The 21029-nt window shown below is 33.7% G+C and carries 13 protein-coding genes; 4 read left to right on the forward strand and 9 right to left on the reverse strand.

Features of this window, described 5'->3' with window-relative positions; translation table 11 throughout:
• Positions 1–28 precede the first annotated feature (28 nt).
• On the reverse strand, positions 29–2875 hold the full coding sequence (locus AC3Y25_RS00895) for a TonB-dependent receptor plug domain-containing protein (protein WP_489901436.1): 2847 nt from the start codon (positions 2873–2875) through the stop codon (positions 29–31).
• Positions 2876–3426: 551 nt separating this feature from the next.
• Here AC3Y25_RS00895 and metK point away from each other — a divergent pair.
• Positions 3427–4677: a methionine adenosyltransferase gene (gene metK / locus AC3Y25_RS00900; protein ID WP_035645622.1), complete on the forward strand. Its 1251-nt coding sequence runs from the start codon at positions 3427–3429 to the stop codon at positions 4675–4677.
• A 79-nt stretch (positions 4678–4756) separates the two neighbouring features.
• Here metK and AC3Y25_RS00905 read toward each other — a convergent pair whose 3' ends face one another.
• The 3 genes from AC3Y25_RS00905 to AC3Y25_RS00915 form a co-directional block, all read right to left on the reverse strand.
• The gene (locus tag AC3Y25_RS00905; RefSeq protein WP_489901437.1) at positions 4757–7021 is read right to left on the reverse strand and encodes a hypothetical protein; all 2265 of its coding nucleotides are present in this window, start codon (positions 7019–7021) and stop codon (positions 4757–4759) included.
• A 92-nt stretch (positions 7022–7113) separates the two neighbouring features.
• Positions 7114–9801 carry a carboxypeptidase-like regulatory domain-containing protein gene (locus AC3Y25_RS00910; protein WP_489901438.1) on the reverse strand — a complete coding sequence of 896 codons (2688 nt, stop codon included), beginning with the start codon at positions 9799–9801 and terminating at the stop codon, positions 7114–7116.
• Between the two features lie 48 nt (positions 9802–9849).
• On the reverse strand, positions 9850–10737 hold the full coding sequence (locus AC3Y25_RS00915) for a GLPGLI family protein (protein WP_489901439.1): 888 nt from the start codon (positions 10735–10737) through the stop codon (positions 9850–9852).
• Positions 10738–10950: 213 nt separating this feature from the next.
• Here AC3Y25_RS00915 and AC3Y25_RS00920 point away from each other — a divergent pair, with 213 nt between their 5' ends.
• The 3 genes from AC3Y25_RS00920 (at position 10951) to AC3Y25_RS00930 (ending at position 12965) form a co-directional block, all read left to right on the forward strand.
• Positions 10951–11766 (forward strand): hypothetical protein, encoded by an 816-nt coding sequence (locus tag AC3Y25_RS00920; protein ID WP_489901440.1) that lies wholly within the window; start codon positions 10951–10953, stop codon positions 11764–11766.
• Complete coding sequence (locus AC3Y25_RS00925; protein WP_095928085.1) at positions 11766–12380, forward strand: deoxynucleoside kinase; 615 nt, start codon at positions 11766–11768, stop codon at positions 12378–12380. Before AC3Y25_RS00920 ends, AC3Y25_RS00925 begins: the two co-directional genes overlap by 1 nt.
• A 198-nt stretch (positions 12381–12578) precedes the next feature.
• Positions 12579–12965, forward strand: coding sequence for a hypothetical protein (locus AC3Y25_RS00930; RefSeq protein ID WP_489901441.1), 387 nt, complete (start codon positions 12579–12581; stop codon positions 12963–12965).
• Between the two features lie 99 nt (positions 12966–13064).
• On the opposite strand, the gene AC3Y25_RS00935 is transcribed toward AC3Y25_RS00930, so the two are convergent.
• The 5 genes from AC3Y25_RS00935 to AC3Y25_RS00955 form a co-directional block, all read right to left on the reverse strand.
• On the reverse strand, positions 13065–15584 hold the full coding sequence (locus tag AC3Y25_RS00935) for a sodium-translocating pyrophosphatase (protein ID WP_489901442.1): 2520 nt from the start codon (positions 15582–15584) through the stop codon (positions 13065–13067).
• A gap of 113 nt (positions 15585–15697) precedes the next feature.
• Positions 15698–16228, reverse strand: a complete 531-nt coding sequence (locus AC3Y25_RS00940) for an inorganic diphosphatase (RefSeq protein ID WP_111288276.1) — start codon at positions 16226–16228, stop codon at positions 15698–15700.
• A gap of 111 nt (positions 16229–16339) precedes the next feature.
• Positions 16340–16939: a DNA-3-methyladenine glycosylase family protein gene (locus AC3Y25_RS00945; protein ID WP_489901443.1), complete on the reverse strand. Its 600-nt coding sequence runs from the start codon at positions 16937–16939 to the stop codon at positions 16340–16342.
• Between the two features lie 154 nt (positions 16940–17093).
• Entirely contained in the window at positions 17094–19595 is a 2502-nt protein-coding gene (locus AC3Y25_RS00950) for a DUF5686 family protein (RefSeq protein ID WP_489901444.1), read from the reverse strand.
• 70 nt (positions 19596–19665) lie between these two features.
• Positions 19666–20643 carry a pyruvate dehydrogenase complex E1 component subunit beta gene (locus AC3Y25_RS00955; RefSeq protein WP_008466560.1) on the reverse strand — a complete coding sequence of 326 codons (978 nt, stop codon included), beginning with the start codon at positions 20641–20643 and terminating at the stop codon, positions 19666–19668.
• Positions 20644–21029 lie beyond the last annotated feature (386 nt).

Raw genomic sequence — 21029 nt, forward strand, 5'->3', positions numbered from 1 at the left:
AATAAAGGCCTGAAAGAGCCTATTTTAATTAAAATTTAAAGCTCAAACGAGCAAAACCAAATCTTCCGTTTAATCCGAATTGAGAAACTGCTCGTGAATAAGCAAACTGATTCGCATTTGTCAAATCGGTACTTGGCGCTGGCGACAAAGTTGGAGTTGTATTGGTAAAGGCCGGAGTTGCAGGATTATTTCTGTCTGGATAAACATCTCCTATATTATTAACTCCAATTGTAGCTCTCAAATGCTCGTTGATCTGATATCCTAAAGACAAATCGGTAACCAATTTTGCGCTGTATTCTGGATGTTCGTACACAGAAGAAAATCCGTCCAGATTAACATCTGTTGCTCCTGGATCTGTAACTTTTCCGAAATAGCTATTTCTTAAATAAATATCCAATTTTTTAATATTGAAAGTAGTCATCAGATTGGCTTTCAATTTCGGAATCGCTTCTTCTAAATACACTCGGCTTGATTCTGGAAAGAACGAATAAATATATGGTTCTCCTCCTGCATCAACAATCGATTTTGGAATGTGCAGATCTCCTACTCTTTTGGTTTCGTTGAAACTAAATGCAAAATCGTTTCTAATTGTGAAATCCTGAATTACATCGTATTTCTGAGAAATTACCAAATCAATCCCTTTTGTTTCAGAATCGATTCCGTTTGTCCAGAATGAAGCTCTTTCTACACCTTTCAAATCAAATGCTTGTTGAAACAAAGTCAATGCCTCTGCTTGTTCTGGCGAAGTTGCAGCGCCAATTTGCGCATCTGTTGGTCTAGAATATTGTCCAGACAATACAATTCTGTCGTCGATTCTTGTAAAATAAGCATCAGTTGCAATGGTTATGTTAGCTTCAGGAATTTTGAATGTAAATCCTGTACTGATGCTTTTTGATTTTTCTGGTTTTAAGCTTTCAATTCCAATACTTTTTGCCGCTTGCGAATCGTTTGTAAAATAACCCACTTGGTATGGAGAGCCGTTGATAAACTGAGTAGAGCTTGACTCAAAATATCTTTGCTGCAAAGAAGGCGCTCTAAAACCCGTTTGTCCAGAAATTCTCCAATTGATATTATCATTTAATTTTAAAAGAGAAGCTAGTTTGAAAGTCACTGTATTTCCAAAATCTGAATAGTTTTCATAACGCGCAGCTCCATTTATAAGCCATTTTTCAGTGGCATTCAATTCTAAATCAACATAAGCGGCACCACTTTTTCTGTCTTTTTCTTTAGCATCAGAAGGCTGAAATCCTGAAAATCCTTGCGCTCCTGCTCCACGTTTGTTTCCGAAGAAGTCAGTTACAATCAATGGCGAATTGCTTGGCAAGATTCCCGAAACTAAATTTCCGTTTACATCATATAATCCGTAAGAAGCTTCTTCTCCTGCTTTAATTTGGTAATTTTCATATCTGAATTCACCTCCAAAAGCAACGTTTAGCCCAGAAAGCACATCCAGTTTTTTGCTAAAGTCCAAATTGGTAGTGCTCTGTAAAAACGAAACTTTTCCAGCATCAAAACTAAAAGGAGAATTGGTTCCTAAAGTTGCGTTGATGGAATTATTCACATCATAATTAAAAGAGTTTGTTCCTAAGTTGGTGCTTAAATCGGTATCAAACCCAAATAATTGCGTATTTACACCAACTGCTGCTGAAGCATCTAAAATCTTAGATTCAATTTCTGGCAAGAATCCGTTTTGATACACTTGAGTGAAAGTACCAGAACCATTTGGCAATCTATTGAACGCATACGATTTACCTCCTCTATAAGAAACCCCTCCAAAAGAATATAAAGAAGTGGTTTCGCTCAAAGGATATTTAGCATTAAAATACAATTGTCCTGCAGCCAATTCTGACTGTCCAACACTCATATTATAATCACTTCTTTGCTGACCTCTGTAAGCCAATTCATTATTAGTTACGTCAAAATTTAAAGCCGTCTGCATTTGCGCAATTGTTGATGCCGATGCAATAGCATTTTGTTGTGCTGTTGTAAAATAACCTACTTGCGGAGCATATTGTTTTAAAGAAGACAAAATCTGAGCCGAGTTTGCAGTTGTATTAATATTGCTAAACAAAGAGTTGATTTCTACTCCATTTTGCGCCGCTCTATTTTCAACGGCATTGTAAGCATTAAAAATTCCATTACTTCTTATTCCTGCTCTACTAGTTGCTTGTCTCGTCACCGCAGTTCCTGTAACATTTAAGAAACTTCCCGCTTTACCCAATGAAGTTCCGTAGTTTAAATCGATTTGGGCAGTTTGACCGTCTGCTCCTCCTTCAAAATTATTTGATCCGGAAGATAGATTGGCTCCATACTGAATTCCTCCTGTCAAATAATTAGCGTTTTTCTTTAGAACAATATTAATGACTCCCGCAATCGCATCAGAACCATATTGGGCTGCTGCTCCATCTCTTAAAACTTCTATTCTTTCTATTGCAAAAGACGGAATTGCATTTAAGTCTGTTCCTACAGATCCTCTTCCTGGCGATCCGTTTATGTTTACTAAAGCACTTGTATGTCTTCTTTTTCCGTTTACTAAAATTAAAACCTGATCGGGTCCTAATCCTCTTAATTGTGCAGGATCAACGTGGTCTGTTGCATCTGCTGTAGATGTTGGGTTACTCGTAAACGACGGCGCAACATAATTTAAAATTTGAGTTACACTCGTTTGCGGTGCCCCTTTTGTTATTTCTGATACGTTAAAAACATCAACCGGAACCGGCACATCTGTTTTAACTCTGTTTTTACTTCTTGATCCAATAATAGTAACTTCAGACAGTTCGTTGTTTTTTAAACTATCCTGCTCTTTTTTATTGTCCTGAGCATAAAGTCCTGAAAAAGTCACAAGACCTAAAACGATTAGTACATTTTTCTTCATTTCTTTTTTTACTGATTAATTATTGTTTTTGGCTTAAAAAAAATCTTACAGGTTTATTTTTGGCATAAAAAAAACCTCTGCGTTTCGGCAGAGGTTCTATTTATATTTTATTGAAAAATAATTACAATAGCGTCTCTGCGGATAACTCCGGCATCTTACAAGACATCATATTGCAAACTGTAAATTTCATTTGTTTCTTTTGTTTTAACGGGGCAAAGTTGCAAACTATTTTTTAATCGACCAAACAAAAAACAAATTATTTTCCATTACCCTATCAAAATAGTATATTATTGTTAAATTTCTGCTAGAAAAAATAAAAAAAGTTGAACTTTAATTTGCAAATCAAAATGGTTTCATACCTTTGCACCCGAAACAGAGGAAAAATTTGAACTGATTGCAACCTCTTCATAATGAAATGATTTCGTTATGAATGCTGAAAGATTCATTTCAGTAGTAAAAAATGCTAAAGCAGGAACTCTCCTTTAGCCCTTTTTAGCAATTACTTTCCCTGCTTAAATTTTTAAAAACTAATATTTTATTATTACATTATTATGGCTTATTTATTTACGTCAGAATCTGTTAGTGAAGGGCATCCAGACAAAGTTGCAGATCAAATTTCGGATGCATTAATCGATAACTTTTTGGCATTTGATGCTGATTCTAAAGTAGCATGTGAAACTTTAGTTACTACAGGTCAGGTTATTTTAGCAGGTGAAGTAAAGTCGAATACTTATCTTGATGTTCAGCAAATCGCTCGCGAAGTAATCCGTAAAATTGGATATACTAAAAGTGAGTATATGTTTGAAGCGAATTCTTGTGGAATTCTTTCAGCTATTCATGAGCAATCTGCAGATATTAACCAAGGTGTTGACAGAGCTAAGCCAGAAGAGCAAGGTGCAGGTGACCAAGGAATGATGTTTGGTTACGCAACAAACGAAACTGAAAACTTCATGCCATTGGCATTAGATTTATCTCATAAATTATTACAAGAGTTAGCTATTTTAAGACGTGAAAATAAAGAAATCACGTATTTACGTCCAGATGCTAAATCTCAAGTAACTTTAGAATATAGCGACGATAACAAACCAACTCGTATTGATGCGATTGTAATTTCAACTCAACACGATGATTTTGATGAAGAAGCTACGATGTTGGCTAAAATCAAAAAAGATATTATCGAAATTTTGATTCCAAGAATTATCGCTAAAAACCCAGAGCACGCTCACTTATTTAACGATAAAATCAACTACCATATTAACCCAACAGGAAAATTCGTTATTGGAGGACCTCACGGAGATACTGGTTTAACAGGAAGAAAAATCATTGTTGATACTTACGGTGGAAAAGGTGCTCACGGTGGTGGTGCGTTCTCTGGAAAAGATCCAAGTAAAGTTGATAGAAGTGCTGCTTATGCAACTCGTCATATCGCTAAGAACTTAGTTGCTGCTGGTGTTGCTGACGAAATCTTAGTTCAGGTTTCTTACGCAATTGGAGTTGCTGAGCCAATGGGAATTTTCATTGAAACTTACGGAACTTCTAAAGTAAACTTAACTAACGGTGAAATCGCTAAAAAAGTAGAGGCTATCTTCGATATGCGTCCTTACTTTATCGAGCAACGTTTAAAATTAAGAAACCCTATTTATAGCGAAACTGCTGCTTACGGACACATGGGACGTAAACCTGAAACGGTTACTAAAACTTTCTCTGCTCCAGGAGGAAACGAAAAAACGGTTACTGTTGAGTTGTTTACATGGGAAAAACTTGATTTTGTTGACCAAGTAAAAGCTGCATTTGGATTGTAATTCAATCTAAATTTTAAATACTAAAAAAGGCTGTCTAAAATTTTAGACAGCCTTTTTTTTACTTCTATAATTACTAAAACTAGTAAGTTCCGTTGCTCATTTTAGTTAAAACTTCTTTCATTTGATTTGCAGTTTCTTCATCCATATCACTAGTGATAAACTTTACTGCTAAAACTTGCGTTTCAATAGCTTTGTCTTTTTGTCCATCTTTATAATACAATTGCGCTAAAGTGTCTAAATAATACGGATTGTTTTTAGAGATCACCAAACTATATTCAGACCATTTAATAGCATCTTTAATAAAGTTTGAATTTTGTGGTTTTAACACAACTGTCCATGCCGCATTGTTACAGATATCTGAATGGTAAAGTTTGAATGAATTCCATCCATCATAAGAATAGCTTGAACTTGAATCTAATCCAGAAAAAATAGCGTCTAATTTTTCTATCGGACTTGTTCCTGCCAAAGTATTATCAAAATAAGTGTTGAACTCTTTTAAATAAGTTGTGTTTGAACCGTCCTGATCTTCAAGCTGGCTTAAGTAATAAAAATAGTTTCTGTACGAATCGAAATTCCCTTTTCCAGAAGCAATAATCTTTTTATAAATAGAATTGATCTTTTCTTTATTCATTTCTCCAGAAACTCCATCTTGAGCAAGATATAGGTTTTGCTGCAATGCATCTGAAACTTCAGAAACCACATTCCCAATGGTATGAAGTTCTCCTTGTTTGCTATTAAAATCTGCACGATTACGTTCAATATCTTCTGAGTGATTTAGCAAATAATCGATTGCTAAGAAATCGGTATCATTTAGAATTCTATCTGTACTAAAAAGCTGTTTTGTAAATCCTTGGTTTTTGATTTCTTTAATAATCGTTTCTACCAAATACATATTGGCAACTTTATCTTTTTGATGCGCTTCAATCAACTTTTTCCAAGTTTGAGCCACCTCTTTTTGGTTTAAAGCTGTTTTTGTAATTACAAATTCAGTCGAATTAGGATCGTTTACTGTATAATCTGAATCATAATCATAAGATGTTTCTAATAAGGCTGCCTTATTAAAAGCTGCAATTAAATCTGAGTCTGGAGCTTTTTTGTTCTTTAAAACTTTATCTACAGAAAGAAACGCATTTGCTCTCTGAAGTTTTCTATAGAAATCGCCATAATAACTAAATTGATATTGTTGCGTAGTTAAGTCTGATTTTGCAACAGCAAGCAGATCACCATTTCCATTTAAAATAATTACACTTTGGTCGCTTGCAATTTTATTGTTTTTAAGCCATTTTTTATCATCGGCTCCAGCAAAATAATAATTGTAGATATCATAAAGAGCATTATAAGAATCGTACATATTATATCCCGTCTGGGTTTCCTGCTCTTTTACAAAAGCATCAAAATTTTCTTTTGCAGACTTATCCTTATTGTCAACTACAACAACCAAAAATTTATTATTTGCCGTTTTTGTAGATTCTATTGCCTTTTTTAGATTGTTTTCAACTTTTAATTTAAAATCATATTTGGTATACGCTGGCGGAGGAATTGTAGCATCAATGGCGGCGGCATCTACTATCACAGCGGCACTATCTACAGCTACTCCAGAGCCAAAATCATCATTTATTAAAACATTTTCTTTTCCTGGATACGTCCAATTTTTTATGGTTTGATTTTCTATAGGAACAACTGTCGGAGTTTTAGCAGGTTTCTCCTCTTTTTCATTTATAAATACCAAAGGATCTTTTCCGTATTGATCAGAAATTTTCAATTCTTTTGTTCTTTTATCAAAAGATCCAATAAGATTTAAATCGCTTAAAACAGCCATATCATAATTGATCGTTACTTCTGAAACATCTTTTGGCAATGCATATTTACTTACATCGCTTTTTCCGTCATAATCTTCGTAAACCAAATAAAGGAAATCTGTTTTCTCTATTTCAAAATCTAAATCTGTTTTAAGATATTCAGGATCTACCTTCGTTTTTATATCAGAAATTCTCTCGTAGCGAACCGATTCTGCACCTTTTTGGGTTCCAATGTAAAAAGAATAATACGATGGATTCAAGAATTTAATCTTAACTTTTTTTGCCTTTTTATCTTTAGCAAAAACAAGATCAAATCTATTTGTTTTATTTTCAGTGCTTTTTAAAAAAACTAGCGAATCGCCTTTAATCTCATAACCTCCCGAATAAAAAACCAATTCGTATTTATTATCCTCTAATAAATTTAGCTTAATCTTTCCTCCTTTATTTGTAGATAAATAAGTTCCTTTTTCGATGCCATTTGTTTGAGAGAAAGAGATAGAAATTCCAGCAAACAGGAGCGATACACTCCAGATAAAATTGCGCATGATTACGTTTTTTGTCGTTAATACTATATCGCAAAGATATTTGATTCTTCATTAAACAAATCACAAAAACCACAATATTAGCACCAAAAATACTACAAATTGTATTTCATCGAAAATATGATGTAACGCGGCTGAACTGTGTATTGAGAAACTCGTGTAGAGAACTGAGAAAAGCTGTCGTCGTTAAGATAAGTCGTGTTTAACAGGTTGGTTGCCGAAACTTTATATTCCCATTTGCTATTCTTTTTTTGATAAACCAAACTTGCGCTTAAAAAATCATATTCATTATCGACCGTTTTATCTCCATTATAGTAATGATAAAATTCGTATTCCGAAACAAATGAAAAACTATCCAAGAAATAATAGTCTAATCTTGCAAATGGCTTGTCGGTGTAAAAAGTTGAACCACTGTATTTGTTAACCAAAAGATTATAACCAAATTCGATATTAGGAAGGTTTTTATAATTTGTTGAAGCTTTAACGGTATAACTTTGACTGAAACTTTCTGTAGTTGATAATTGATTGTTTTGAATATTGTTGAATTTCGACCAATTAAAACTAGCATTGACAGAAGCTTTATAATTCTTTAAAAATGAGCGCCCGTAATTTCCCATTCCTGTAAAAGTTTCATCGGCTAAATTGGAATTGTAAGGAACAGAAGACTGATTAATTCCGTCAAAATTGGCTTTTGTCTTAATTGCGTCTACTTTTCTGGTATAGGTTGCATTGGCAAAAATATTCTCAAAATTGAACATATTATATTTAAAATAACGAAGTGAATGCACTTGTGAAGTCGCATTTTCTAAGAAGCGATTTCCGCGAAACAAACTACTGTAATCTGACAGAACATAACCCGAAGCCAATTGATTAATATCGGTAAAATCGTTTGTAAAAGAGAAATTATAGGTAAGCGTTTCCGATTTTTTGATTTGATATAAGGCAAAGAAATCAGGAAGGACCTTTACGAAATTCTGAGAATAATCGGTTCCCAATTGCCCATTTGTCATTTGATACGTATGCAAACTCACTCCAGGCGTTAATGTAAATTTTCCTGTTAGAATTTTATAATGAAAACCTAAAAATGCGTCATTAAAACTGTAATCAACATCATTGTTATTTTCGGCATCATTCAAATCATTTTTATCCCCATTATCTAAAATTTGAAAAATGTGAGAATTGAAATTCTGATACGAATATGTATTTCCTACCGTAATATTGATGTTACTTTTTGGCGTTACCATATAATAGTAATCCAATTTGGCATCCAATTTATTGGTTTTTACAAAACGATCTTGATTTAAGTCGTTTCGATTTTGTCCCGTAATATATCCTGATAAATCAAAAGGCTGTGTTCTTAAATTGGCATTATAAAATGGATTTTCATCTTGATACAAATGTTGCATTTCGAAAGCAAAAATATTTTTACTGCTTTGCGTATAATACAAACTCAGATTTTGATTGATAGAAGTTGGATCTTGTTTCTTTTGAGTTAAAATTGTTTCAACTGCCGAAACATTATCAACAACCGATTCACGAAGCAAGTCTGTATCTTCATTCTGCTTTGATAATTTGGTCAGGATATCATAATCAAACTGAAATTTATCATTTGGCTTGTAAGTCGAACTCAGTTTAAAAAGTCCCAAATTATTCTTTTGATGCGTCAATTCATCCCGTTTCTGCTGATCCCCAGAATCTAAAATCGTGGTTTGAGATTTCGTTTCTAAATCTGTTTTTGAAGAAGAAAGAATTCCAAAACCGCTTATATTCCAAGCTTTATTTACAGAATAAGCAAAGTTTGTTGCGCCAAATTTGGTTTCGATTTCTTTAGCGCGATTATTTCGAAGCAATGAAATTCCTAAATCATTTGAAGAAACATTAAAACTGCTCCCTCCCTTTTTCATCATGTTTTTAAATCCGCCCGTGAACTTAAAATAATCTTGTGCAGTAAGCGGTAATTCTCCAATATTATTAAAATTAGTGATTAAATTTATACTGTATTTTGGACTGTAATAGAATAATTTCGGATTAATAATATAGCGACTATCCAATTCTGCAACTCCAATTCCAGCAGTCACATCTCCAAACCAAAAGTTCTTTTTTCCTTCTTTTAATTTGATATTCATTGCCACATTATCTTGATCGTTTTCTAGACCTTTAAGTGCGCTTACTTCATTGTAATTTCTTAAAACCTGAACTTTATCAATAGCATCGGCCGGAATATTTTTAACGCCTAATTTGGTATCTCCGTCAAAAAAATCTTTTCCTTCCACCATCAATTTACTGACTTTTTTCCCTTCAACTTCAATTTCACCATCGGCATTTACCTCAACTCCTGGCAATTTCTTCAGAACATCTTCGAGCTTTTTTTCTGTTCCCGATTTAAAAGAATCTGCATTGTAAACAATTGTATCTCCTTTTATAGAAACAGGCATTTCTCGAACAATTTCTACACCTTCCAATTCGATTCCAGCACCATCCATAATAATATTTTGAGTCATGTTCTCAGCTTTTGTAACTAGAGCAATTTCCTTAGATTTCATTCCCAAATAACTTAATTTAATAGTATAAGCTGTATTAGGTTTTAAGGTAAGCTGGAACTTCCCTTTATCATTCGTGATTCCGTATGAATCCATTGCTTTGGTGCCATTGTTAATCGCCATGATATTGGCCATTTCCAACGGATTTTTCTGTTCGTCTTGAATTAAACCATCAAAACGGATACTTTGCGAAAAGGAAATAGATGTAAAAAGTAAGGCAAATAAAAAAAGTGTCTTATTCATGATAAGAATATTGGAAGTTTCGATTTTGGAATTTGGATTTTATAAATTTTATCTTCCCATTGGAGGAGGTCCACCAGCTCGACCACGGTTCATCTCCCTAAATTCTTCCATTTTTTTAATTACCGTTTCATCGTATTCTTTTTGAGAAATTACTTTTCCTTTTTTAGAAGGTTTTATTTCCACTTTCTCTTTAGCATTCAAAACGATCTTCGAACACAAAATTGTAGTGGTTCCGTCGTTAATTTCTAAAATTAAACCAGGAAGTCCCCAGTAATTTTCTGGCCCTTGATTTATAGGAATTTCAGGTGTATACCAAGCTGTTACTACAATTTCTTTTGGAATTTCGAAGTTATCAGCAAAATTCGTTTTGGTATCTCCCGAAGTCTTTTTAGTCTCGTCTTTTTTATCGTCATCCTTTTTAGGTCTGAAGTTTCTAAAATCGGTTTTGCTAGCTTGTTTTACCGCTGTTGCTTTATAACAATTGTAGCCTCCAATTTGCTTGGTTTCTTGCTCCAGTTTCCAGTCTAATTTTGGCAGCGAATCAATCACAAGAAATTCTTTACCCATAAACTCTTTATCAACTGTATACGTTTTTGTTTTTACATCTTTATAAAAAGTACCGCCTCCACCTGTAAGCGACCCAAACATCATGCGAAAACCGCCTTGCTGCTGACCTGGGGCTTCTAGTTTTTCTTCTTCTTTATAAATCGATACTGCTTTATCGAAATTTAAAATGAATGTTTTTTCGAGCATCTTTTTCATACGCTCCTCCATGTTTTTCTGCATTTCTGGAGTAATATCTCTATTGCCGCGCATGCCTTCAAATTTTGGAGCCTGTGTTTTTGACTCATAAACAGCCATTCCTTGAAAATCTTTTTGCGCTTGAATTTGTGCAGAAACAAGCAGTAAAGTCATATAAAAAAATATCTTTTTCATTTCATTTTCTTTAAGTGAGTAAATCCGATAAAGCTTACATTCAAATGTATTACTTATTTTAAAATTCAAAAAACTAAATATATAAACGGCATTAAGGTATAGATAGAACCGCTTATTTTTTAGACTATTAGATTTTAAAAAGGTTTAAGACTCCAAATTGAAATTTTAAGGAGAGTTTTTTGTAATTTGGTGCTCTTGTAAATTAATTTTCTAATGTATAGAAACGTGCAAAAAATTTTATTTTCCGTATTTCTTTTCTGCACTTTTCATGCGGTTTCAGCTCAGGATTTGAGCATAAATCCAACTTTAATTTCGCAGTATAAAAGCACTGCTGATGAATTTTTAGGATACGATTCGTTTGGATATTCCTATCAGATTACGAACAACGTTTTTAGCAAAATTAAAGGAAAAGAAATCTTCGAATATAAGAATGTTTCTTTGGGAAAAATAACAAAAGTCGATCTTCAAAATCCGTTAAAAATTGTTTTATTTTATGAAGATTTCAACAGTGTCGTTTTATTAGACAATCAATTGAATAAAATGACCGAAATTAACTTTTCGCAAAATGCAGCGCCAATTGTAGTAAGTGCCATCGGAATGTCAACGCAAAACCAGTTATGGATTTACAACACTTTAAATCAGCAAATTGGACTTTTTGATTATTTAAAAAATGAATATAAAACGGTTTCAATTCCGTTGACTGAATCAATTCAATATTATCAAACCGATTTTAATACTTTCTATTGGATTGATAAAAAAAACAACGGGTATTCTTGTGATATTTTTGGAAAAATAACTTCATTAGGCCCAATAGCAGATTTTGATAAAATTGTTATAATTAGTCCTTCGCAATATCTTTTCAGCAAGAATCGTTTACTGTACTTTAAAGGTATTAATAAGTCGAATCCAGAGGTAATTTCTGAGATTAAAATTTTAGAAAAAACCTTTGACAATTTTTATTACAAAGACCAAATTTTATCTATTTTTACAGCTACAGATATATCAAATTATAAAATCGTAACACCGTAATGCACATAGCAATAGCAGGAAACATAGGCGCAGGAAAAACCACTCTGACCAAATTATTGGCGAAACACTTCAAATGGGAACCTCATTATGAAGATGTTGTTGATAATCCGTACTTGGATGATTTCTACCATCAAATGGAGCGCTGGTCATTTAATCTTCAGATTTATTTCCTAAATAGCCGTTTCCGTCAAGTGCAGCAAATTCGCGAAAGCGGAAAAAGAATCATTCAGGACAGAACGATTTATGAAGATGCTCACATCTTTGCTCCCAACTTATATGCAATGGGATTAATGACGAGTCGTGATTTTGAAAATTACACATCTTTGTTTGAATTGATGGAATCTTTGGTTAAAGCTCCAGATTTATTGATTTATTTAAGAAGTTCTATTCCGAATTTAGTGGGACAAATTCATAAACGCGGACGCGAATATGAAAACTCTATTTCGATCGATTATTTAAGCCGTTTGAACGAAAGATACGAAGCTTGGATCCAGACTTACACTAAAGGAAAACTCTTGATTATTGATGTTGATAATATCAATTTTGTTGACAACCCTGAAGATTTGGGTGATATCATTAATAGAATTGATGCTGAATTGAACGGATTGTTTTAAAATACAAATTCACATAAAAACACAAAAGCCTCTTAAAATTCAAGAGGCTTTTTTATTTTTTAAAATTTCAGAATTACCTTATTATTGGTTTGTAATATAAAATCCTGCATTAGAAAAAATAGAATATTTTTTCCAAATTTAACAATTAAAATACTACTTTAAATAATTAAATCGTGATCTTTATACTTAAAAAAGATTATGTTTAAAATAAAAATCATCTCGAGTGGTCTCTTGCTAAATATTATAATATTCATTATCGGCGCTTTAATGATTGACAGAAAACTCGATAATCTGTATCCCATTCTACCTTTACTTTTATTCATGAATTTTTGCTTTCAATGGTATGTCCTTTCCAAAAATCCAAAGTCTCTTAATAAAACAAACTGGCTGATTGCATTGATAAATTTTGTTTCAACTATAATTCTTTCTTTTCTCACTATAGCAGTTTGGTATCTACTAATTGCACTTTCAGGAATACCTAAAAATAGAGCTCCTGAAAATCACAATGCGCTTTATAAAAAAGAGTTTTCGAAAGATTTCAAAAAAAATATTTTAAAGGAAACCTATATTTTACACTTAGAATAAAACGATTGTAAGACTTTATTAAAAGGAAAAGTCTCTCGAATAATTTGAGAGACTTTTTTTGATTATTCTGGCAGGTTTCAAAACCTCTCAGATAGATTATTATTTTGCAGCTTCAACTTTTGCTAGAACTTCTTCTTCAGTTCCTTCAAAAACTTCAGTTGTTGTTTTACCATTTTCTGTTTTAGTAACAGTTCCTGTAGTTTTTCCGTTTATATTTTTAACCTCAACACGAACCGATTGGCTTTCTGTATGAGAGTATTTTCCTTTCGCATCAAAATGAGCTAAACATTTAGCTGTTTCTTCTTCAGAACAACCTTTTTCTTTACACATTTTAATACATTCTTCTTTTGTCATTCCAGACATATCTCCACATTTAGAAATTCCTGCATGCATTTCTGCTTTTGCACAGCAAGAAGCTTTTGCAGCAATATCTGATGGCGCGTGACCTTCGCCTAAAATTGGAGCGATTACCAATCCAATCAAACAAGTTAATTTAATTAAGATATTCATAGAAGGCCCAGAAGTATCCTTAAATGGATCTCCAACTGTATCTCCTGTTACGGCAGCTTTATGAGCATCAGAACCTTTATAAGTCATTTCTCCGTTGATCATAACTCCTGCTTCAAAAGATTTCTTCGCATTGTCCCAAGCACCTCCTGCGTTATTTTGGAAAACTGCCCAAAGTACTCCAGAAACCGTAACTCCTGCCATATATCCTCCTAACATTTCAGCAATTAACTGATTGTTGTCTGAGTAAACTAACTTTCCTATAAGAACAATTAAAATTGGGAAACCAATCGTTAAAATCCCTGGAAGCATCATTTCTCTTAAAGCAGCTTTTGTAGAAATTTCAACACATTTACCGTATTCTGGTTTTCCAGTTCCTTCCATAATTCCAGGAATTTCTTTGAACTGGCGACGAACTTCGTACACCATATCCATTGCCGCTTTTCCAACAGAATTCATTGCTAAAGCAGAGAAAACCACTGGTATCATTCCGCCGACAAATAACATGGCCAAAACTGGAGCTTTAAAAATATTGATTCCGTCTATTCCTGTAAAAGTTACATAGGCTGCAAATAAAGCCAATGAAGTTAAGGCCGCAGAAGCAATAGCAAATCCTTTTCCTGTCGCTGCTGTTGTATTTCCAACTGAGTCTAAAATATCGGTTCTGGTACGAACTTCTTTTGGCAATTCGCTCATTTCGGCAATTCCTCCAGCATTATCAGAGATAGGTCCGAAAGCATCAATTGCTAATTGCATGGCAGTTGTCGCCATCATGGCTGAAGCCGCCAAAGCTACTCCATAAAATCCTGCTAAAGCATACGAGATCCAAATTGCCACAGCAAACAACAATACCGTTGGGAAAGTCGAAATCATACCTGTTGCTAAACCAGCAATTACGTTTGTTCCTGCTCCTGTAGATGATTTTTGAACAATTGCCAAAACGGGTTTTGTCCCTAATCCTGTATAATATTCTGTCACTGAAGAAATAGCTCCACCAACAACTAATCCTACCAATGTAGCGTAGAAAACACGCATTGACGAAATAGCTTTTGATCCTTCTCCAAAGAAACTCATCTGCATCGTTTCTGGAAGCATGTGCTGTACCAAGAAGAAACAAGCCACAGCTGTTAAAACAATCGAAACCCAGTTTCCTACATTTAAAGCTTTTTGAACTTGTGCTTCTTTGGCATTATCATCTGAGATTTTCACTAAAAGTGTTCCTATAATGGAAAATATAATTCCAAAACCAGCAATTGCCATTGGAAGTAAAATTGGGCCGATTCCGCCGAAAGCATCATTAATACTTCCGCCCATATCTTTTATAACATAATTTCCTAATACCATTGCAGCAAGGACTGTTGCTACATAAGACCCAAATAAATCGGCTCCCATACCTGCAACGTCCCCCACGTTATCTCCCACGTTATCTGCAATTGTAGCGGGATTACGAGGATCATCTTCTGGAATTCCCGCTTCTACTTTACCAACTAAATCGGCTCCAACATCGGCAGCTTTAGTATAGATTCCACCCCCAACACGGGCAAACAAAGCTATTGATTCTGCTCCTAATGAAAATCCTGCTAAAGTTTCCAAGACAACTGTCATGGTATCTGTATCTTTCCAAACTCCGTCAGAAAATAAATGAAAGAAAATGATAAAAAAGGATGTTAAACCCAAAACAGCTAGACCAGCAACGCCAAGCCCCATGACAGTTCCACCGCCAAAAGAAACTTTTAAAGCTTGCGGTAAACTAGTACGCGCCGCTTGGGTGGTTCTAACGTTTGTTTTAGTTGCTATTTTCATTCCGATATTTCCAGCATAAGCTGAAAATAAAGCACCAAAAATAAATGCTATTACGATTAATAAATGTGTTTTTACTCCCGGAATAAAAGTAATTCCTGCCAAAGCTAAACTGGCAATAATTACAAAAATGGTTAATAGTTTATATTCGGCTTTTAGAAAGGCTAAGGCTCCTTCGTAGATGTAATCTGAAATCTCTTTCATCTTACCGTCTCCAGCATCTTGTTTTAAAACCCAAGTCCTTTTTATTCCCATGAAAAGTAATCCTAAAACTGCCATTACAATGGGCAGGTAAATCATAAATGCATTCATAATATTTTAATGGTTTTGGTTAATAGTCAACAATCTAACTAAAACGAATTTAAACAAAAAAGCAATACTCCTGACGGTAGTATTGCTTTTTTTATATTAGAATGCGGTTAAAATTATTTAATACTAAATAATCCTGCCGGTTTATTTTCAATGTCATCAAAACGCTTTGTACACTCTGCGATAATATCATAAGCTTCTTTAACATCTCCCCATCCTTCAACGTCTACTTTTTTGTTTTCAAGATCTTTGTAAACTTGGAAAAAATGCTCGATTTCTTTTACTAAGTGTGGGTTAATATCAGAAAGATCATTTAATGAATTCCAAATTGGATCTGAAACTGGTACACAAATAATTTTCTCGTCTGGTCCTTTATCATCTGCCATGTGGAATACACCGATTGGCTTAACTTCCATAACACATCCAGGGAAAGTTGGTTCGTTTACCAAAACTAATACATCAAGAGGATCACCGTCTAAAGCTAAAGTTTCTGGAATAAATCCGTAATCTGCTGGGTACATCATTGAAGAGAATAACATTCTGTCAAAACGCATTCTTTTGATTTCAAAATCGTACTCATATTTATTTCTGCTTCCTCTTGGTATTTCGATTAATACATCGAAAGTCGTTAATTTGTCTGCGGTCATTTTCGTTTTTTATTATTTCTATAATTTCGGTTGCAAAAATAACTAAAGAATCTAGTTCTACAACAAAAAACAAGGTTAAATTATCGCCATTAGAGTTTAAAAAACAAGCATTTAATAGGTAATCTTTCGATTTCTCTTCTTCAGGTAATAATGCCAAAGCAAATAAGTCGCATAAGATCGATACGGACTCCATTGTTCTGCATGGATTTCCATTTCCTGTTTATCGTGAATATTAAGCAATTCTTTGATGGTATTGATTACTGCAATATCGCCAAGCGGAATCAAATCAGGCTCTTCCAGACAAAACATTAAATAAATATCGATTGTCCAATTACCGATTCCTTTTAATTTAATGAGTTCTTCGCGAACTTGTTTTGCAGGTTTTGAGGCTAAACTTTCAATATCTAATTCTTTGTTTAAAACTGCTTCCGCTAAGATTTTGATGTATTTTGTTTTCTGACGGCTTACTCCTAGATTTCTAAATTCTTCATCAGGCAATTCGGCCATGTTTTCAGGATTGCAAGTTTTGTAAGCTTTAATTTTTAAAAATGTGGCTTTCGCCGAATCAATAGAAACCTGCTGTTCGAGTATAAGCAAAACCAAAGTTTCAAAACCTGGTGGACGTTTGGGAATTGGAGGCAATCCGTATTTTTCTATTATTTCAAGAAATATTGGATTTTTAGATGAAAGAAAATCAATGGCTTCTTGCATTGTTTTGGATTTTGAAAGTAAATCAAAAATAAGAAAAATGAAATTAGTTCTCGCAAAGGCGCAAAGGCGCTAAGTTTTTTTCATCACAAAAAAAGCCGCAAAGATTTTAAACCTTTGCGACTCTGTAACTTTGAGCCTTTGCCCCTAAATACAACTAGAAATAAAATCCAAAAGATCCTTTTACTGCAAATTTGTGAGCATCTGGCATATCTAAATAATTTCCTCTCCAAGAAAAATCAATTCGGAAAACTTTAAATATATTTCCAATTCCTGCATGATATTCATAATACACTTTTTCTGGAGCATTATAAGGCAATCCAGAGGCATTAATCGCGCGGTTGGCATCAGAAATTGTTCCGTGAACCGCTCTTACTCCAACAAACTCTCTCCAATTCAGTTTTCTCATAAAAGGAACTCTTGCGAATAATCTTCCTCCAAAATCATGATTCCACTGCAGGGTCGTATATTGATCCGTAACGAATTCGTAGAAATTCAAGTTACTGAATGTATTCTCGATTGTAAAATAAGTCTGGTTACCCGGAATTACACTCATCAAACCTAACGGAATTGTACCAAATGTTTTTCCTGTCTCAACTGTAATATTACTTCTTCCTAAAGGTCCAATAATGATTGGCTGTCTGTAGAAAACTTGAATTTTTTCGTAAGCAAAATCACTGTCAAAAACTCCTTTTAAACCATAACTAAAATTCACAAAGAAATGACTAAAAGGGCTATCAACTAAATCTCTTTCAACACCATAACCAATAGTTTTACGGTTAGGCATATATTCAAATTGAATATTTGCTTCAGATTGTTTTACTGCATTTTCAATAACTCCAGCTGGATTTTCAGGAGTTGGTAAAGTCGAATAATAATCTAAACTAAATGTTTTTGATGCCGATTCTAATGTTCGATAAGAGAAACCAGCCTGAACTATAAAGTTCTTTTTAGCCTCCATTTCAACAGAAACATTACTCAGATTAATATTGGTCAGCTTACCATTACTTCCCGTTGTAAACAACGCAGAAGAAGCAAAACTTCGCCCTAAAACATCATTTGTTGTGGTTAAGCTTGCACCAATTTGTTCAATATCCCGCCTATTTCCTCCAGAGATAATAACACGGTTTTTCTTGTCAACCATCCATTTTCCAGAAACTCCGTATTTGAATTTATTATCATCAAATCCGTAAGCTGTATAGGCTTGAATACGCCAAGGATCATTTGGTCCAAAATAGGTCCTTCCTCCCACTCTCAACCTTAAACCTTCGACTTCATTATATCCAAAAGTTGAAAAAATTGGTCCGTAATCGAAGTTTTTAAACTCAACATAACCACTTCCTAAAATGGAGACGAGATTATACAACTGCTTAAATCTCTTGACCGTTTGTAATGTATCGAGCATTTTATAAATTCCCTGCTCGTCTTTATTTAATTTTTCAAAACGATTTTCGTCCCAGAATTCAGGCGGTCGATCATAAACTGCATTATCAATAAAATTGACTTCTTCTTTGTAAAACTTCTCGGGTTTCTGAATATTGAATTTATGATTGCGATATAAAGTTGTTCTTTTACCGTAAACTCCTTTTGATTTTTCTTTTTTATTTAAAGCAAAATCGGACATCATATAATCACGCGTCAAAAGGAAAATTGAATCGTTTTGCACATCAAATTCCTGTTCGATATAAATATCTTTCACCCAGTTAATATTGGCACTTTTGGTTACGCCCATATTAATTTTTTTGATCGCAAAAGTGGTATCGTTAACCCAAAAATCTCCTTTAAAAGTTAATTCGTTTTTACGTCTAGGATAAAAGACAATATTATAACACCATTTTTTATCTACAAATGCACTGTCTTTTAAGACATAATTGTAAACATCAATTCCTGTTCTTGAAAGTGGGCTTGTAAAACTTTTATCAAAAAATTTAAGGTGATTATCATAAATATTATACTCTGAATAAAGGTCTTTTACAAAGGATAGAATCTGCTGATTTCCATTAAAACCAGACATTTTATTTCCTGTTATATTTTCTTTTACTTTCTTTAATTTATTATCACCGTAAACATCATAAACAGATTCATTGATAAAAATTGGCAGATACGTTTTTCCTGTAACATCTGAAGTATCAACATGATTGAAGATAAACTCCATTCCTTTAAAAAGCTTGTTTTTCATGAATGCACTATCAATAGTGTTCATGTCAAACTCTACTTTTTCATACTTCTGCATTTGATATTGATTAAACTGATAAAGTCCGTTTTTACGTTTTCTTTCCCAGATTTTTCTTAAAATATCCAATGCGGGATTGTTCTTTTTAGAAGTTTTACCCGTATAAATTACAACTTCATTTAGCGCTTCGGCTTCGCCTAAAACAATTTTGAAATTATAATTAACTGCTTTTTCTAAAGGAACTTCTTTATCTGAAAATCCTGCCGAAGTAACCATAAGTGCCGTATACGTATTTGGCGATTCTAAATAAAAACGTCCGTCTTCATTAGACACAATTCCGATATTAGAACCTTTAAATACAACATTTGCAAAAGGTATTGGCTGGTTTGATTTATCCAAAACAACTCCACTCACCTTAGTTTGTGCAGTAGCAACATTCGCAAATGCAAATAAAAAATATAAGAGAAGTAGAGTTAATTTGTTCATTATAAAGTAAAAAAAAACTTCACCAATCCATGTTTGTCTGATGAAGTTTTATGAGTATTATGTATTTGTATTATTTATATAATACTTTTTTTACTGCTTTTACTACATCACCTGCATTTGGCAACCAGTCTTTAAGCAGTACTGGAGAATACGGTGCAGGAGTATCTGCAGTTGTAATACGTTGAATTGGCGCATCAAGGAAATCAAACGCTTGTTCTTGTACGATATAAGATATTTCAGAAGAAAGGCTGGCAACTGGCCAAGCTTCCTCAAGAATTACTAAACGGTTTGTTTTTTTAACTGATTTTAAGATTGCATCTTTGTCCATTGGACGAACTGTTCTTAAATCGATGATCTCACAAGAGATACCTTCTTTCGCTAATTCATCAGCAGCGATAAAAGCTTCTTTGATGATTTTTCCGAAAGAAACAATCGTTACATCTGTTCCTTCACGTTTAACATCAGCAACACCTAGAGGAATTGTGTATTCTCCGTCTGGCACTTCACCTTTGTCACCGTACATTTGCTCAGATTCCATGAAAATAACTGGATCGTTATCACGGATAGCAGATTTCAAAAGTCCTTTTGCATCGTAAGGAGTTGAAGGAACAACAACTTTAAGACCTGGAGTATTAGCAAACCAGTTTTCTAAAGCTTGTGAGTGAGTAGCTCCTAATTGACCTGCAGAAGCTGTTGGTCCGCGGAAAACGATAGGCACATTAAACTGTCCTCCTGTCATTTGACGCATTTTAGCAGCGTTATTTATAATTTGATCAATACCAACTAAACAGAAGTTGAATGTCATATATTCTACAATAGGACGGTTTCCATTCATTGCAGAACCTACTGCAATTCCTGAAAATCCAAGCTCAGCGATTGGAGTATCAATTACTCTCTTTTCACCAAACTCAGCAAGCATTCCTTTAGAAGCTTTGTAAGCTCCATTGTATTCTGCAACCTCTTCTCCCATTAAATATATGGATTCATCGCGACGCATTTCTTCACTCATCGCTTCGCAAATGGCCTCTCTAAATTGTATTGTTCTCATATTTTATATTGTATGTTGAATTTTCTGAAGAGCAAAAATAAATATTTTAAATAACTTAAAAGCATAAATTGAATTTAAAATCGCATGAACTTCTATCTGTTCTCTTGTTTTAACTTTTTAATCTTTATTGTGATAATTACGAAATCGATATAATAACGTATAAATCACACTTAATCTCCTCAAAATATTTTTCAGACAAACTTTTATGGATTTGTTTAATTCTTATCTCTCCAAAATTCATTCATCATAACGCAGAAAACCAAAAAATAGTATTTATAAGACAAATTTAATTCGCTTTCCAACCATCAGCCATTGCAAAATTCCTAACAATCAGACAAAATGACTATCATTTCATTTTTGGATTACGATGAAAATCCCACAAAATT

The organism is Flavobacterium sp. LK-23 (assembly GCF_058135255.1).